The organism is Pseudomonas sp. CMR5c (assembly GCF_003850545.1).
Taxonomy (GTDB): domain Bacteria; phylum Pseudomonadota; class Gammaproteobacteria; order Pseudomonadales; family Pseudomonadaceae; genus Aquipseudomonas; species Aquipseudomonas piscis.
Genome location: NZ_CP027705.1, coordinates 4,500,033 through 4,515,642, shown reverse-complemented (window position 1 = coordinate 4,515,642; position 15,610 = coordinate 4,500,033). Strand labels below are relative to the sequence as shown.

General features: G+C 62.0%; 20 protein-coding genes. 6 read left to right on the top strand and 14 right to left on the bottom strand.

Going from position 1 to position 15,610, the window contains the following annotated elements; translation table 11 throughout:
• Positions 1 to 52 precede the first annotated feature (52 nt).
• On the top strand, positions 53 to 1,108 hold the full coding sequence (locus C4K40_RS20790) for an AraC family transcriptional regulator (protein ID WP_053137380.1): 1,056 nt from the start codon (positions 53 to 55) through the stop codon (positions 1,106 to 1,108).
• A gap of 42 nt (positions 1,109 to 1,150) precedes the next feature.
• Positions 1,151 to 1,660 carry a DUF1993 family protein gene (locus C4K40_RS20785; RefSeq protein WP_053137383.1) on the top strand — a complete coding sequence of 170 codons (510 nt, stop codon included), beginning with the start codon at positions 1,151 to 1,153 and terminating at the stop codon, positions 1,658 to 1,660.
• Positions 1,661 to 1,738: 78 nt separating this feature from the next.
• Here C4K40_RS20785 and sstT read toward each other — a convergent pair whose 3' ends face one another.
• Entirely contained in the window at positions 1,739 to 2,971 is a 1,233-nt protein-coding gene (gene sstT / locus C4K40_RS20780) for a serine/threonine transporter SstT (protein ID WP_022639740.1), read from the bottom strand.
• Positions 2,972 to 3,317: 346 nt separating this feature from the next.
• On the opposite strand from sstT, the gene C4K40_RS20775 reads away from it, so the two are divergent.
• Positions 3,318 to 4,478, top strand: coding sequence for an MFS transporter (locus C4K40_RS20775; protein ID WP_053137386.1), 1,161 nt, complete (start codon positions 3,318 to 3,320; stop codon positions 4,476 to 4,478).
• Positions 4,479 to 4,481: 3 nt separating this feature from the next.
• Here the strand turns inward: C4K40_RS20775 and nhaR are convergent, their stop codons facing one another.
• Entirely contained in the window at positions 4,482 to 5,387 is a 906-nt protein-coding gene (gene nhaR / locus C4K40_RS20770) for a transcriptional activator NhaR (RefSeq protein WP_053137391.1), read from the bottom strand.
• A gap of 133 nt (positions 5,388 to 5,520) precedes the next feature.
• On the opposite strand from nhaR, the gene C4K40_RS20765 reads away from it, so the two are divergent.
• Positions 5,521 to 5,769, top strand: a complete 249-nt coding sequence (locus C4K40_RS20765) for a hypothetical protein (protein WP_031320186.1) — start codon at positions 5,521 to 5,523, stop codon at positions 5,767 to 5,769.
• Positions 5,770 to 5,799: 30 nt separating this feature from the next.
• On the top strand, positions 5,800 to 6,555 hold the full coding sequence (locus C4K40_RS20760) for a TerC family protein (RefSeq protein WP_022639738.1): 756 nt from the start codon (positions 5,800 to 5,802) through the stop codon (positions 6,553 to 6,555).
• Positions 6,556 to 6,634: 79 nt separating this feature from the next.
• Here C4K40_RS20760 and C4K40_RS31630 read toward each other — a convergent pair whose 3' ends face one another.
• On the bottom strand, positions 6,635 to 6,796 hold the full coding sequence (locus C4K40_RS31630) for a hypothetical protein (protein ID WP_164485036.1): 162 nt from the start codon (positions 6,794 to 6,796) through the stop codon (positions 6,635 to 6,637).
• Positions 6,797 to 7,019: 223 nt separating this feature from the next.
• On the opposite strand from C4K40_RS31630, the gene C4K40_RS20755 reads away from it, so the two are divergent.
• Positions 7,020 to 7,691, top strand: coding sequence for a peptidase C39 family protein (locus C4K40_RS20755; RefSeq protein WP_053137537.1), 672 nt, complete (start codon positions 7,020 to 7,022; stop codon positions 7,689 to 7,691).
• Between the two features lie 58 nt (positions 7,692 to 7,749).
• Here C4K40_RS20755 and pbpG read toward each other — a convergent pair whose 3' ends face one another.
• The 11 genes from pbpG to C4K40_RS20690 all read right to left on the bottom strand — a co-directional run bounded on the left by pbpG (position 7,750) and on the right by C4K40_RS20690 (position 15,586).
• On the bottom strand, positions 7,750 to 8,688 hold the full coding sequence (pbpG, locus tag C4K40_RS20750) for a D-alanyl-D-alanine endopeptidase (protein WP_031320183.1): 939 nt from the start codon (positions 8,686 to 8,688) through the stop codon (positions 7,750 to 7,752).
• 122 nt (positions 8,689 to 8,810) lie between these two features.
• Complete coding sequence (locus tag C4K40_RS20745) at positions 8,811 to 9,953, bottom strand: site-specific integrase (RefSeq protein ID WP_256660345.1); 1,143 nt, start codon at positions 9,951 to 9,953, stop codon at positions 8,811 to 8,813.
• Positions 9,857 to 10,198, bottom strand: coding sequence for a hypothetical protein (locus tag C4K40_RS31990; RefSeq protein WP_256224245.1), 342 nt, complete (start codon positions 10,196 to 10,198; stop codon positions 9,857 to 9,859). Before C4K40_RS31990 ends, C4K40_RS20745 begins: the two co-directional genes overlap by 97 nt.
• A 148-nt stretch (positions 10,199 to 10,346) precedes the next feature.
• Positions 10,347 to 10,730, bottom strand: coding sequence for a phage protein NinX family protein (locus C4K40_RS20735; RefSeq protein ID WP_256224246.1), 384 nt, complete (start codon positions 10,728 to 10,730; stop codon positions 10,347 to 10,349).
• Positions 10,731 to 11,001: 271 nt separating this feature from the next.
• On the bottom strand, positions 11,002 to 11,196 hold the full coding sequence (locus C4K40_RS20725) for a DUF1382 family protein (RefSeq protein ID WP_053137400.1): 195 nt from the start codon (positions 11,194 to 11,196) through the stop codon (positions 11,002 to 11,004).
• Complete coding sequence (locus C4K40_RS31985) at positions 11,193 to 11,681, bottom strand: ead/Ea22-like family protein (RefSeq protein ID WP_256224247.1); 489 nt, start codon at positions 11,679 to 11,681, stop codon at positions 11,193 to 11,195. Before C4K40_RS31985 ends, C4K40_RS20725 begins: the two co-directional genes overlap by 4 nt.
• 85 nt (positions 11,682 to 11,766) lie before the next feature.
• Positions 11,767 to 12,180 (bottom strand): hypothetical protein, encoded by a 414-nt coding sequence (locus C4K40_RS20710; RefSeq protein ID WP_053137402.1) that lies wholly within the window; start codon positions 12,178 to 12,180, stop codon positions 11,767 to 11,769.
• Positions 12,173 to 12,640: a hypothetical protein gene (locus tag C4K40_RS20705; protein WP_053137404.1), complete on the bottom strand. Its 468-nt coding sequence runs from the start codon at positions 12,638 to 12,640 to the stop codon at positions 12,173 to 12,175. Before C4K40_RS20705 ends, C4K40_RS20710 begins: the two co-directional genes overlap by 8 nt.
• The gene (locus C4K40_RS20700; protein ID WP_053137408.1) at positions 12,637 to 13,170 is read right to left on the bottom strand and encodes a hypothetical protein; all 534 of its coding nucleotides are present in this window, start codon (positions 13,168 to 13,170) and stop codon (positions 12,637 to 12,639) included. Before C4K40_RS20700 ends, C4K40_RS20705 begins: the two co-directional genes overlap by 4 nt.
• Before the next feature lie 165 nt (positions 13,171 to 13,335).
• Positions 13,336 to 13,779, bottom strand: a complete 444-nt coding sequence (locus C4K40_RS20695; RefSeq protein ID WP_053137411.1) for a hypothetical protein — start codon at positions 13,777 to 13,779, stop codon at positions 13,336 to 13,338.
• Positions 13,780 to 13,795: 16 nt separating this feature from the next.
• Entirely contained in the window at positions 13,796 to 15,586 is a 1,791-nt protein-coding gene (locus C4K40_RS20690) for a DNA cytosine methyltransferase (protein ID WP_053137546.1), read from the bottom strand.
• Between the last annotated feature and the right edge of the window lie 24 nt (positions 15,587 to 15,610).

Below are 15,610 nucleotides of genomic sequence, written 5' to 3'. Positions count from 1 at the left end.
GGGGACAAGTACTTTAGTATTTGGGCCAAAACATGCTGCGACGAGCTGGCCCATGAACATTCAGTCATTCACCCGCGGACCCTCCAGCGCCCTGTTGCTGGTGAACTTCGGCCTTGAGCGGGATCTGGCGCAGACGCGCCTGTTGGCTGGCTCGGGGCTGTCCCTGGAGCAATTGCAGGACCCCAACAGCCTGTTGTCGGCGGCCCAGGAGTTGCGACTGGTGGGCAACTTGCTGGCCTTGCTGGGGCATCCGCCGGGGCTGGGCCATGAAGTGGGCTTGCGCTATCACTTTTCCACCTATGGTTTGTTCGGTTATGGCCTGATCAGCAGCGCGACCCCGGCCGATGCCCTGCGTCTGGCCTTGCGTTTCCTGCCCCTGACCTATGCCTTCGCCTCTATTGGCTATCACCAGGAACCCGGCCTTGGGGTGCTGACCTTTGGCGAGCCGGCGGTGGCGGACGCTCGGGTGCGGACGTTCCTGCTGGAGCGGGACATGGCCGCGGCGGCGGTATTGATGAAGGAAATCGTCGGCCAGGATTTTCGCCTGCTGCGGCTGACTCGCCGTGGTGCTCCGTCGGTGCAGCATGGCGTGGATGAGGCCCGGCGGATCTTCGGCCTGGTTCCGGAATTTCGTGCGGCCCATCATGCCTTGGTGTTCGACCGGCGCTTGCTCCAGCGTCCCTTGCCCCAGGCCAATCCGGTCACGGTATCGATGTGCGAGCAGATGTGCGCGCAGTTGCTGGAGCGTCGGCAGGCATCCCAGGGCAGCGCCGCGCAGGTGCGCCTGCAACTGGACGCGCAGCCCGCCGGCAGCGTACCGGACTTGCCGGGCATGGCCCGCCTGATTCACACCAGCGTGCGCACTCTGAAGCGGCGTTTGCAGGAGGAGGGCACCAGCTATCGCCAGTTGCTGGCCGAGCAGCGCGGGGCCCGGGCGCTGGAGCTGCTGGCCAATCCCGCCTTGAGCCTGGGCCAGATCGCCGAGCGTTTGGGCTTCAGCGACCTGTCGAGTTTTTCCCAGAGCTTCAAGCGCTGGTTCGGCGTGGCCCCCAGCGTCTACCGCCAGAGCATTGCGCAGGACGCACCGGGTCACGGCCTGGGGCTATAATCCGCGCGCGCTGTATTCCCATCACCGTTGATCGAGACTGTCATGACCATTTCCCTGTACGCCGCTTCCGTTCCTGTTTTCAAGCAGATGCTCAAGGCCCTGAGCGATGTGTTGCACAAGGCCGAGGCCCACGCCACGGCGAAGAACATCGAGCCTGCGGCCTTGCTCCAGGCGCGTTTGTATCCGGACATGTTCCCGCTGGTGCGCCAGGTACAGATCGCCGTGGACTTCGCCAAGGGCGTCTCCTCGCGCCTGGCCGAGATCGAGCTGCCCAAGTATGAGGACAGCGAAACCACCTTCGCCGAGCTCCAGGCGCTGCTGGCCAAGGTCCTGGCCTTCCTCGACACCATCCAGCCGGCCCAGGTCGACGGCAAGGAAGGCATCGAGATCGTCACCCGCCCGGGTACTCCGAAAGAGAAGCGCTTCAGCGGCCAGTCCTACCTGCTGAGCTACGGCCTGCCGCAGTTCTTCTTTCACGTCACCACCACCTACGCCATCCTGCGCCACAACGGCGTGGAAGTGGGCAAGCGTGACTACATGGGCGCCTTCTGATCCCGCTCCCGACTGTGTTGCAGGCATGAAAAAGCCCGGCCAGGGTCAACCTGGCCGGGCTTTTTCAATGGGGCGCAATCAGGCGGATGCCTGGCCCTTGTCTTCCTGGGCCATGCAGGCCGCAGCGGTGAAGAGCACGTCGGTGGAGGAGTTCAGCGCGGTTTCCGCCGAGTCCTGCAGGACACCGATGATGAAACCCACGGCCACCACCTGCATGGCGATTTCGCTGGGGATGCCGAACAGGCTGCAGGCCAGCGGGATCAGCAGCAGCGAGCCGCCGGCGACGCCGGACGCACCGCAGGCGCAGATGGCCGCGACCACGCTCAGCAGCACGGCGGTGGGCAGGTCCACGGCGATGCCCAGGGTGTGCACGGCGGCCAGGCTCAGCACGGTGATGGTGATCGCAGCGCCGGCCATGTTGATGGTGGCGCCCAGGGGAATGGACACCGAGTAGGTGTCTTCGTGCAGGCCCAGGCGCTTGCTCAGTTCCAGGTTGACCGGGATGTTGGCTGCCGAGCTGCGGGTGAAGAAGGCGGTGATACCGCTTTCGCGCAGGCAGGTCAGCACCAGGGGGAAGGGGTTGCGGCGGATCTTCCAGTAGACGATCAGCGGGTTCATCACCAGGGCCACGAACAGCATGCAGCCGATCAGCACCGCCAGCAGGTGCAGGTAGCCGAGCAGGGCATCGAAGCCGGAAGTGGCCAGGGTCGAGGCCACCAGGCCGAAGATCCCCAGGGGCGCGAAGCGGATCACCACCCGCACGATCAGGGTCACGCCGCTGGACAGGTCGTCGAGCACGTTGCGGGTGGCTTCCCCGGCATGGCGGATGGCCACGCCCATGCCGATGGCCCAGGCCAGGATGCCGATGAAGTTGGCGTTCATCAGCGCGCTAACCGGGTTGTCCACCACGCTCAGCAGCAGGCTTTGCAGGACTTCGCTGATACCGCCCGGGGCGCTGACGGCCACGTCATGGGTGACCAGCACCAGGGACGACGGGAACAGGCTGCTGGCGATCACGGCCACCACCGCGGCGGCGAAGGTGCCCAGCAGGTAGAGCACCAGGATCGGCCGGATGTGGGTTTCCTGGCCGTGCTTGTGGTTGGCGATCGACGCCATGACCAGCACGAATACCAGGATTGGCGCCACGGCCTTGAGCGCCGAGACGAACACCTTGCCGATGAAGGCGGTGGACTTGGCCGCCTCGGGCGCCAGCAGTGCCAGGGCGATGCCGGCAATCAGGCCGATGACGATCTGGGTCACCAGGCTCAAGCGTTTGAGGGATTGCAGGAAAGAGGGAGGTGAAGCGCTCATGAAGGTATCTCTGTTTTTTTAATGTGCAGTGCGTGTTGGCGGTCCCGCAGGGCGCTGCCTCGGGATTGAACCGCGACACAAGGCTGCGGTCGGAAAGCAACGGACGCTCGGGTCGATCACGTGGCAGGCGCTTGCCCGGTGTCCGTTTGGGGCAGGGAGCGGACTTTAGCACAGCAGGCCCGGCTTCCCGTGCCGATGTGACGATCTGCCACTTGTCGGTAGCCGGGATAGCAGCTTGAGGTTGCCTTGACCCGGACCCGGTCTGTTAGTATTCGCCATCCCTTTTTTCCTATCCGCTCAGCGCGCCCTTCGGGCCTCGCTGTCATTCGTCGTCGCTGGAGTTTTCATGCTGTTTCCCATCCTGCTGTTATCGGCCGCGGGCTTCACCATCCTGACCACGGAGTTCGTGATCGTCGGCCTGTTGCCGGCGATCGCCCGCGACTTGCAGGTCAGCGTGTCCCAGGCCGGCTTGCTGGTGACCCTGTTCGCGTTCACCGTCGCCGCGTTCGGCCCGTTCCTGACCGCCTACTTCGCGCGTTTCCCGCGCAAGCAGCTGTTCATCATCGTATTGGTGCTGTTCGGCCTGTCCAATACCGTGGCGGCCCTGGCGCCGAACATCTGGGTGATGGCCTTCGCCCGGCTGGTGCCGGCCCTCGGGTTGCCGGTATTCTGGGCCCTGGCCAGTGAAACCGCGGTGGATATCGTCGGACCGGACGATGCCGGGCGCGCCATCTCCAAGATCGGTTTCGGCATCGTCTGCGCCACGGTATTCGGGATTCCGGTGGGCACCCTGATCGCCGACGTCTTCGGCTGGCGCAGCGCGTTCGCCATCCTCGCCCTGGTGGCCTTCGCCAAGGCACTGCTCTTGTTCCTCTACTTGCCCAAGACTGCGGTGCATGACGAACAGGCCAGCCTGGGCTCGCAGTTCGGCATCCTGCGCAATCCGCTGATGCTCGGGCATGTGCTGCTGTCGATCCTGGTGTTCAGTGGCATGTTCACCGCCTATACCTACCTGGCGGATATCCTCGAGCGCCTGGCCGGCTTCAACGGTACCCTGGTGGGCTGGTGCCTGATGGGCTTCGGCGCGGTAGGGCTGATCGGCAACTCCCTGGGAGGCCGGGTGGTGGACCGCCATCCGCTGATCGCCTCGATGGTGTTCTGTGCCTTGATGATGGGCGGCATGGTGGCCCTGGTGCCGAGCATTCACTCGACCCTGGGGCTGGCGGCGGCCATGGGAGTCTGGGGCATGACCCAGGCGGCGATGTTCCTGGTCAGCCATGTGCGGATGATGAAAGCCGCCCCGCAGGCGCCGGCGTTCGCCGCCTCGCTGAACATCGCCGGGGCCAACGTCGGCGTGGGCCTGGGGGCGATAGTCGGCGGCCGGGTGATCGATACCTTCGGCCTGGGCCACCTGGGGTTCACGGCGGCTGGTTTCATCCTGCTGTCCATCTTCCTGGCGGTGCTGCTGATGAAGGTGGAGGCCGCTCCCCAGGCCTGCGCTTCCTGAAGTTCAGTGGCCGAGGGGCGTGAACAATTCGCGTCGCGCCCCTTCGGTGATGGCCACGATGCCGGGGTGCTTGACCTTGCGCTCCACGGAAATGGCATAGAACGACTCGGCCACGGCGTCGGTCTGGCCAATCAGCTGCACTCCATATTGCTGGCGCACCTCATCGGCGATCACGCTGGGGGCGATGAAAATACCGCTCCCGGACTGGCCGAAGGCCTGCATCAGGGCGCTGTCGTCGAACTCCCCGATGATCCGCGGCTGCAATTGCTGCTCGGCGAACCAGCGTAGCAAGCGGCTGCGGACCACGGTTTCCTGTCCGGGAATCAGCAGTGGTGCCCCGTGCAGGCCGCGGGGAAAGTCGGCGGCATGCAGGCGCGCCAACTGCTCAGTCGCGAAGAAACTGATCCCGCATTCCCCCAGCTTCTGGCTGTAGCCCTTGATATCCAGGTGGCTTGGCATGGGGCTATCGGAAATCACCAGGTCCAGGCGCTGGATGGCCAGGTCGGCGAGCAGGCGTTCCAGTTTGTCTTCGCGGCAGGTGAGGCGGATCGGCTCACTCAGCTCCATGGTCGGGGCGATCAGCCGGTAGACGATGGACTTGGGCACCACATCCGCCACTCCCACGCGGAACTGGATCTGCTGTTCATCGGGGCGGGCCCGGAGCATGGCCTCCAGTTCGCCGCCGAGCTGGAACATCTGCTCGGCGTAGGGCAGCGTCTGGCGTCCGGCCTCGGTCAGTTCCAGCTGGCGCCCGACCCGGCGAAACAGCTCCACGCCATAGGTCTGCTCCAGCAAGGTGATCTGCCCGCTGATGGTCTGGGGCGTCAGGTTCAGTTGCTCGCAGGCGCGGACGATGCTGCCGGTCTTGGCCACGACCCAGAAGTAGTGCAATTGGCGGTAGTTGAGCATGGCTGGTCTATATTCGTAAAAACCGAAGTATAACTGCTGAAAATACGAATTTTACTGAAGTATTGCGCTCCTTAGAATGCCACGCCATCGACGGGCCACCCCTTGGTCCTGTCCGTTCTATCGAGGAAAGAGCATGTCATTGAAGAACCTGGGCGCGGTCACGGTGCTGGCCCTGTCTATGCTGACCCTGGCGGGCTGTGATCAGGCGGAGAAGAGTGCCCAGCAAGTGCTGGACAAAACGGCGCAAGCGGCCAAGCAAGCCATCGACGACACTCACAAGGCGGCAGAGCAGGCCCTGAGCGATGCCACCCGCGGTGTCGTCGGCAAGGAAAAAGACCAGGATAAGGACGCCAAGCAGGCCGAATCGTCCCAGGAAATCTGATCTTTCATTCAACCGAGTCAGGATTGACCCATGGATTACCTTTTACAACTTGCCGCCAGCCCCACCGCCTGGGTCGCCCTGGCTACCCTGGTGGTGATGGAGATCGTGCTTGGCATCGATAACCTGATCTTCATTTCCATCCTCACCAACAAGTTGCCGGAACAGCACCGGGCCAAGGCGCGGCGGCTGGGTATCGGCATGGCCCTGTTCATGCGCCTGGCCTTGCTCAGCACGGTGGCGTTCATCGTCCAGCTCACCGAGCCTGTGATCGAGGTGATGGGGCAGAGCTTCTCCTGGAAGGACATGATCCTGATCGCCGGCGGCCTGTTCCTGGTATGGAAAGCCACGACGGAAATCCATCACAGCATGGATTCCAAGCCTGAAGAGGCCAAGCCCGAGACGCCCAGCGTGGCCATCGGTTTCGCCGCGGCGATCGGCCAGATCCTGCTGCTGGACATGGTGTTCTCCATCGACAGCATCATTACCGCCGTGGGCATGACCGAGCACCTGCCGATCATGATCATCGCCGTAGTGGTCTCGGTATTGGTGATGCTGCTGGCCGCCGAGCCGCTGGCCAAGTTCATCAATGACAACCCGACCGTGGTGATGCTGGCTCTGGGCTTCTTGATCATGATCGGCATGACCCTGATCGCCGAAGGTTTCGGTGCCCACGTGCCCAAGGGCTATGTCTATGCGGCGATGGCGTTTTCGGCTGCCATCGAGTGCCTGAACATGCTGGCCCGCCGGGCCCGGCAGAAGCGCCAGGAGAGCCAGGCCCAGGCCTGAACTGAACGGCAAGCATGCCCCGCAGCCGCCTTGACTCCCTGGAGTCGGGCGGCCGCTTGGTTTCTGGGCTTGTGGTCAGTCAATGGACGGTGGCGGGGCGGCGATCGGCCTTTTGCACGGGGGCGGCGGGTTGCCGTGGATGGTGATGGCGCCGGGTGATGCGCAACACGCCCCAGAGCATGGCGCCGGCTACGGCCAGCCAGCCCAGGACCAGCATCAGGATCGTTGTCGTCAGGCTCATAAGTGCCTCCTTTCGTGCCCTTGTGGGGCACACACTCTTACTAATCGACAGTCTAGTAGCCTCTGTGTTTCAAGCTATTGACCAATAGTCGAGAGTCTTCGAACACTTCGCTCTATGGTTTTAAATTAACTGCCCCCCGGCGCTATACCCCCGCTCGCGAGAGCCCTATGATCAGGGCCCCAGCCGGGAGCGGGTCGCCCGGCAGCAGATATAGAGAGCGATGATGGTGCGGGTATTTCCTCGATTTCGAGTGGCGCTGCTGGCCGGCGCCTGTGTCCTGGGCCTGGTCGGTTGTGCCGGCAGCGTGCAGCCGCAGTTCAAGCGCCTGCCTGAGCGGGTGGAACTGAGCAGCGTGCCGTTCTTCCGTGGCGAGATGTACCAGAGCGGGCCGGGGGCCTTGGCCAGCATGCTGTCGCAGCAGGGCATCGTGATCACCCCGGGGTTGCTGGACAAGCCCCTGCATTTGCCGGGAGCCGAGGCCCAGTTGCAGCAGAATATGCAGAAGCTGGCTCGGGAATACGGCATGGTGGTCTACCCCCTGGACGATAACCTGGCGGCCCTGCTGACCCAGGTGGCTGCGGGTTATCCAGTGCTGGTGCGTTTTACCGAAGGCAAGTTCTGGACTGAGCCGCGTTATGCGGTACTGGCGGGTTACAACCGGGACAAGCAGACGGTGCTGTTGCGCGGTGCCAAGTTGCGTCGGCAGTTGATGGAATTCGGCGAGTTCGAGTCAGCCTGGAAGGATGCCGGTAGCTTCGCGGTGCTGATCCAGGCTCCCGAGCAACTGCCGGCGGGGGTCGATCGTCAGCGTTGGCTGAAGGCGGTCAATGAACTGGCCCAGGCCGGCCAGGAGCAGGCAGCCGCCAGGGCCGGCAAGGCCCTCGATAAACGTTGAGTCTTCAATAACGACAACGGCGCCCGAGGGCGCCGTTGTTGCAGGAGAGAGCTGCGGATCAGTGGGAGGCCTGGGTGGCTCCCACCTGCCGGCTCTTGAGATTCTTCTCGGCCTTGTAGCGCAGGGCCACATCCGGCACCGAGCCACTCTTGCCGGTTTCTACCCAGTTGCGGATCCGGCTGGCATCGGCGAAGTGGGTGTACTTGCCGAAGGCATCGAGAATCACCAGGGCCACCGGACGATTGCCCATGCTGGTCACCAGCACCAGGCAATGACCGGCCTGGTTGGTGAAGCCGGTCTTGGTGATCTTGATGTCCCATTTTTCCTTGTTCACCAGATGGTCGGTATTGCGAAAGCCCAGGGTGTAGTTGGGCTTGCGGAATGCCACGGTCTTTTCCTTGGTGGTGCTCAGTTCGCTGAGCAGCGGATATTTGCGTGCGGCCAGCAGCAGCTTGCTCAGGTCGCGGGCGGTGGACACGTTATGGATCGACAGGCCGGTGGGCTCCACGTAGCGGGTGTGGGTCATGCCCAGGGACTTGGCCTTGGCATTCATCGCGGCGATGAAGGCGGCGTAACCACCCGGGTAATGGTGGGCCAGGCTGGCGGCGGCGCGGTTTTCCGAGGACATCAGGGTGATCAGGAGCATTTCATGGCGGCTGAGTTCGCTATTGAGCTTGACTCGGGAGAACACGCCTTTCATTTCCGGGGTGTCGCTGATATTGACGGAAATGTATTCGTTCATGGGCTGCTTGGCGTCCAGCACGACCATGGCGGTCATGAGCTTGGTGACCGAGGCGATGGGCACCACGACGTCCGGGTTGCTTGAATAGATGACTTTGTTGGTCTGCAGGTCCAGCAGCAGGGCGCTGCCGGAGGCGATGTGCAATTGTGAAGTGTCTCTTGGCGCCGCGGTGGTTTCGGCGGCGTCGACGCTCTGCGCGACCAGGGTACCGGACACAGCAAACAACAAGCTGAGGATGGAGAGACGAATTTTCACGCTGGTGGACTCGATAGGATGGATATGCCGTCTTGCAACGGGCTTTCTTGGAAAAACGTTACATTTTATGAGTATGTGCTAGAAACTTGCCATTCGCCTTTAACTACGGGCTCTTACTTAAACTATTTTTCATCCTGTACCAATTTTGTACCAATTTTGCTTTCCAGCTTCCCTAGTTCAGTCCAGTCCGTTGTGGAACTCAGCCAGCGCGCGTAAGTCGAGAGCAGCACTTGCACGCTGTGCCCGAGCTGGCCAGCGATGAACGCCGGGTTCATGCCTGACATAAGGCACATCGTAGCGTAGGTGTGGCGGCAGTTGTATTGGTTGCGGGGCCTGATCTCCAGGGCCTGCAGGGCTGTGGCGAAGTGCCCGGCGGGGGTGGTGGGGCCCTTGATAAACGGCGAGCTGCCGGACGGCTGGAACACGTAGGGCGACGATTTGGACACCCGGCGCCGGTCACTATCGCGGCATTGGGCAATTTCCTTGGCCTTGGCCAGGGCGTTCATGGCGCGGGAGTTCAGCATTACCGTCCTTGCGTACTTGGTTTTCGTGCGCTCCTGCACCTTGCCTTTCACAACGATCCGACAGATATGTGCGGTCCTTGCCTCCAGGTCGATCTCATCCCAGCGCAGCGCCAGCAGCTCACCGGTCCTCATCCCTGTGTAGAAAGCAAACTCAAAGTAGGCGGCGTAGATCCTGACCACCGGTCGGGTAAAGTTCGCATACAGCCACGCAATGAGCGCGTCGGCTTCTTCCGCGGTGAAAGGATCGACGACCTTTTTATTTCTCGCCGGCAGTTGAATCGATGTTGCGGGGTTGCGTGGAACGACCTCATCCTGCACGGCCGTATTGAACAAGGCATTCACCCGTGATATCGCCGCACGCTTAACTCCTGGACTGGGCCACTCGGTTGCAGCAATGATCTTGCGCAGCACCATGGGGGTTATGTCGTTCATGGGGATGCCGGCAAGCGCAGGCATCCAGTACAGGTTGAGGCTGCCTTTGTAGTTGCTCCTGGTGCCCTCTACGACCTCGCGACTGTCGAGCCAGGTCTGTGCATATTCCCCGAACGTAACGACGGCTGACTCAGTCGTCGCCACATAGCTGGAGTTAGGAAAAAGCTCTGCGTATTTCTCGTCCGTCAACGCCCCGTGTTTTGCCAGGCTGATTACGTGAGCACGGAGATCCGCGGCCGCTTTGATCCCCTTTGCCGTTTGTGGGAAGGCGAGGGTTTCGCACCGGCGATATTTCCAGGTGAATCGGATTCGGATTGAATCACCAGCAAATTCAACTCCTGTGGGCAGTCCCATTGGCTTTCTTGCCATGCCTCGTATCTCCTGATGCTGTAAAAAATGCGGTTGTCGATCTTGTTCCAGACGCCTTCGGGGATTCCCCCACGGGCTCGCTTGCTTTCCAGGGCGCGCTGAGTGGTGCCGATGAGCTGCGCCATGCGCTTCTCGGGCACTTTGTCGAAGGGGTACGTTTCGGGTAGTTCGTCTATTTCGGACATGTGCATATCCCGCCCGCTGCTGCAGGCTGTCTGATTGGTTTGAGGTGTGTCTGATTGCCTCCGGCGTTGCGCCGGGGCACTGTTGCGTGGTCCGCCTGGTTCGCTGTCCTGGTGCTAGCGACCGACTTATCCGGGCCGGGCGGACTCTTCAGGCCAGTTCGGATGGCACGCTGACCACGTCGCCCAGCTTGGCGGCTACGATGGCGCGACAGGCGGCGATCAGCGGAGTACTGCCATGCCATGGGGCAGTCCTATCGGTCCATGCGCACGGGTCGCAGGTTTCATCCGAATAGATGACGCTTACACGATGCGTGGCGATCAGCGGGCCGCCCTGGCTCCAGTTCGTCGATGGCGAGAACCAGTAAACGGACTTGCCTCCCGGGTTGTATCCACCTCTCGCAATGGGAACTACCCAATATCCCTCGTGCCTGTAGAAGTACGTCGACGGGTTCATTCCTTCTGCGGTTGCCACGGCCCAGTCCAGCGCTGGCCCGACCAGTTCGGCGGCCTTCACTTCGATCATTTGCGTCATGGCCTTGGCCCCGTGTAGATGTTCCATGCGAGGTAGAGCAGGGCGGGGAGGATCATGGCTGTACCTCCTTTTCGAAGTGGAAAACTACCGGTGCGCCAGTTTCGAGGCTTGCCCGACACAAGCTTCCAGGTACCAGCGGCGGTCCTCTTGGACAGAAGCTCACGAACCACCGGCTCGAGATGATCGGCGTGCCACCGGTCACCCAGTAGCACCCCGCAGTAGGCGCAGTGTCCGCCATACTTCAGGCGCACTTGCTCGCGCTCGGATTTCTTTAGGCGCATGGCTGCACCTCCAGCGCTTCCAGTTCTTGAGCCATCTTTTCAAGCCGGAATTCTGCTTGTTTGACTAAGGCGTAGTGCTCGTTCTCATCAGTAACCGGCATGCAGACGAACAGAATTCCTGCATTTTTGAGGGCGCTGGCCATTTCCATGGCTTTGCGCAACTGGACGGGGCTAGCTCTGTTCATGGCTGCACCTCCTGCTGCACGCCAAGCTCTCCAAGTACCTCGGTGGCAATGGCAAATCCTGGGCTTCCCAGCGGGCATTCCTTGATGATCCGGTTCAGGCCGTCGATCAGATCGCGAGCTGTGCCGATCATCATGTCGGCATCGGCGTCCATATCAAGGCCGAGGGCTTCGCCAATGCTGCCGATGGAGACGCAGGCATCCAATAGCATGCGCCTGCTGCGCTCGGCGTCCTTGCGCAGCGCCTCGCAGTCAGAGCGCAGGCTCTGCACCGCCCGGAAGTTCGCGCTTTCATGTAGTGCCTCGATCTCGGCGAGCAGGGCCAGAACCGCAGCTGGACTGACGGATCCAAGAAACTCAGCGTCGGGTAGGCTGAAGTATGGCTGCTTGAAACAATCGGCTTCGTACCAGCGCTGTTCGCCGATTTCTCCAGACCAGGCCTGTGCAGCCTCGGCAAGGGCCTTGAGGCGTTCTTTGTCGATATTCATGGCATAGCTCCGCCATTCCGCTGCTGCGGCTGGCTTGAAAGAGGGGAAGGGGTGATGCTTTTGCGGGAGGAGTACAAATGTACTCTTATCGGGATTTCTTGCTCTTGCTCGCGTGAAAGCGTTCGTAGGGGCCGTCAGGTAGGCCACCGATTGCATTCGCCGCTTTGATCAGAATGTCGCCCAGGCGCATCTGCGCTTTTGGCGTGAAGTGCTTGAACCTGGTCCCGGGCGGGTAGTACGCCTCATGTGCCATGCGCTGGCAGACTCTCGATGCCTCCTCAAGCCCGCAGTTGCGCCCCCAGGCGATCAGTTTTTGGCGCTCTTGGTCGTCGAACTGCAGTTCTGGATTGGCCACCGGCTCGCTCTGGTGCTGCTCGGCAGGCTGGGCGAGAAGGGCGCGCAGCTCTTCTTTAGCAATCCGATAATCCCTGTCACTTGGATGAACGGAAACTATGGTTTGCAAAAGCTCACGCGGCACGCTGATCGTTTCGTTACTCATCTTCGGCTTCTCCACATTCAAACTCGCACTGGGTGCACTTGTAGCGATAGACCTCGGCCTGAAGCGTTCCGCCGTCGCAGTTGGGGCATTTTGGGATCGCAAGCTCAGGGTCCAGATAGAGAGCATTTGTCATTCTGTTGGTCCTTGCCCTGGTGATCGATGCATGTCGACCTGCTCTTAACCTTGCGAGGCCGATGTCGCTTATGTACCCAGCGGGTTTAGGGGTCGCAATTGACTCGCCGGTAACCCGAGCCTTGATTGCTGCCCAGGCCGGCTCGTACTCCGGCCAGTCGCTTTCGATTACCAGGTATTCGCGATCAGGAACGTTCCAGCCGAAAAGGATGGCGGCGATGTGTTCCAGGTTGGACTTGACGACATCCCGGTCAAGCGGCGACAGCTTGTCGAGGTCGCTTCGCTTGATCACGAAGTAGCGGTCTTCACGCTTGAAATCATTGCTCATGGCTTCCACCCGTGCTTGCTGCATGGCTCTACGCCGGTATCGCCACAGTCTGGGCAGTCCAGGGCGGCGCGGGCTTGCCAGCCCATCCAGTAACGCTGCAAGTTTTCGTTTCGGAAGTCACCGCTGTTGTACTTATCGAAAGGCCAGAGGCCTGGAACAACGTCACCAGCCCAAGTCTCGAACTCCGCCCGCTCGTCGCGCTCAAGTGGTGGTGGTGGTGACTCGCGATCAACACGGCAACCATCCTCGCAGCCGGCACACGCGCCGCAAGACTTTGGCTCTGCGCTTGCGGATAGGGCTGCTGTTATACGCCTGCCAACCGGGCTGTCACGGCTTACCAATTCTTCGTGCGCATCACGCAGCAGCGCATCCCGCTCGGCCAGCTTGGCTTGCAGCCTCTGCGCCTCGTCGAACCAATCCCTACGAGAAAGCTCGCGCTCGTCGTTCTCTGTTGCCGCGTCGTCCAGGGCCTGGTCCCGGGTGTTCAGGTCTTCCTGGAGCTGGGCTACCAGGCGTTCGTTGTTAGGCATGGTGTTCCTCCCGTGCGCGCAACTCGGCCATGGCGACCTGTCGCGCTCTGCTGCATTTATCGTGGTTGCCGTGGGCCCGTGACTTGTTGCACTGGTCGCAGATCGTGACCAGGTCCAGCGCTTTCATCGGGGCCCCGCGGATCCTGGTCTTGCGGCGTAGGGCGGTCACGACACCACCTTCAGTGCCGATTTACCCAGCATACGAAGCGCCCGGCGCGCCTGGCCCAATTCCTGACGCACTTCGCGACGGTCCTGGATAACCCGCCAGGCCGCATAACAGTGGTCGCAGCGGGTCTCGTCGCACCAAGGATCTGTAAGGTAATTTTCCTGGTCGTCCAGATTCATGCGCACCATGCCGTGGCTACCCTCTATCAGTTCGTTGAAGGCTCCCCACAGGTGCGTTTTCACTCTGCCCGTCTTTTCGTCGTAGACCTCTTTGGCCTCTTGCGCGCTGATGCTCCAGTCGCTGGCTTTCTTCATCACCGGACACTCTGCCAGGTGGGCGCCGATCTGCTTTTTCATTTGGCCAACCTGTTGCAGCAGGCGTTCATGGTTGGCCAGGGCGGTGATGACGCGAATTTCAAGCGCCCGCTGTGCTGTTGGATTCATGGTGTACCTCGGGAGGCTATTGGTTTTCTTGCTGGGCAACGCTCAGCGCCACCGCCACGGGCTGCACCCAAACGGGCATGTTGCTGAGCATGAACGTCTCTCCGGCCTCGGCCAGGAGTAGGGTGGTGCCCATGACTTGGGCGATTGCCTCGGCCGCGGCCGGGGGGACAGCGTTGCCGATCCGTTCCCGCCAGGCTTGGTCGCTCAGACCGTCCAGCTCAAGCCATTCCTCCGGCTCGACCAGGCTCTGCAAGGCGGCCAGCTCCAGGGTGGTGAAGGGGCGGTGCCAGGTTCCGTCGATGCTCTCGATCACGCAGGTGAGCTTTTCGCTGGGCTCTGGCATGCGTGGATCCGCGACGGACCAGCGGCCATTGTCCTGGCGGGCACTGGCCGAAACAGCTCCGGCCTGACCGTTCCAGTCGACAACCCCGTAATGGCCACCGGTGAGGTAGGCGTCTCCCTTCTCGCGCTTCATGCCTGGCGTTGGGTCTTGAACAGCAAATGCCCCCTGGCCGGTGGTGCTTCCGGCAATCACAGTGCCGGCAGCTTGGTCCCATGGCGTCACCAGGTACTTGCCGAAGCCCTCACCCGGGCGCCGAGGATCTGCGATGCATTGACCGCCTGCACTGGGTGACTGGCCGCCAGTGACTGTGCCGGCGGGACCATCCATCTTGCAGACGCGGTACACGTTGTTGTGTCGAACACCTGCAGGTCTTGGGTCGGCAACGCTGAACGTCCCTTGCCCGGGCGACTTGACGCCGATCACCGCGCCGCTGGTTTCATCCCAGCGCCGCACTCCGTACTGCTGGTATTGCAGGGCGCCGTCCCTGGCCCGTGGATCTGCTATGGAGAATGCGCCATTGGTCGGACTGCTCCGGCCGGCGACAACACCCATTGAGTCGTCCCACTTGTTCACGCCGAGATAGCCGCCGTAAGCCTCGGGCACAATCACGAAATCGCGCAGATACCCGTCCTCGATGGCCAGGTCATTCAGGCTGCGCCAGTCCTTGCCGGCCTGGACCAGTGCCAGTCGCACCCAGGTTTTCCAGTGCAGTGACGGCACGCGGTGCATAGGGCCCGCGGCCTCGATATCTCCGGCCATCGGCATGCGGCCGAGAATCGACCCCACCGACTTGAGCGTCTTCTTCTCCGGCTCGTACAGGAAGGGCGGTACCTTTTCGGCATGGCGGGCAACTAAGAGGAAGCGCTTCCGGCTCTGGGCCAGGCCGCCAATGACTCCGCAGTCGTGCGTGGTTTCAGCGGATGCGTAGCCGTAGTGGCTCAGCAGCTTGTTGATCTGGTCCAGCAGGTGACGGCCGCGGGTAGCGAGCCGAGGCACGTTTTCGAAGACGATCAGCGGCACCGGATCATCTGGCCAGGCCTCGCCCATGAGCCAGATGCAGCGCAGTGTCAGCTCGTTCAGGGCCTGGTATTTCGGGGTGAGGCTCATTTTCTCGGACAGCAGGCCCGAGGCGCCTTTGCATGGGCTGGAAATGAAGATCGCGTCGGGGCGCTGGTTGCCAGCGGCGCGCCGAATGTCCTCGGCCGTGGCCTCGCGCCACCCTGGTGGTGGCTCTTTCCCGTGGAAGCGAACGTATTGATCACGGGTGAACAGATCCAGCTGGGTGCCCGGGACGCCAGCGAGGCGTTCGAAGTCGCGTAGGCCCACAGGGTCAACGTCGACGCCCCCGATGCACTGCCAGGTGCCCAGCATGTTGCCGACTACGGACCTGGCCCGGTTGAAACCCTTGGCGCCGCCGCCGAGGCCGCAGCAGAAGTGGAAGTGTTTAAAAACTCGCTTGAGCATCATGCGGCGGTTCCTTGATGTGCA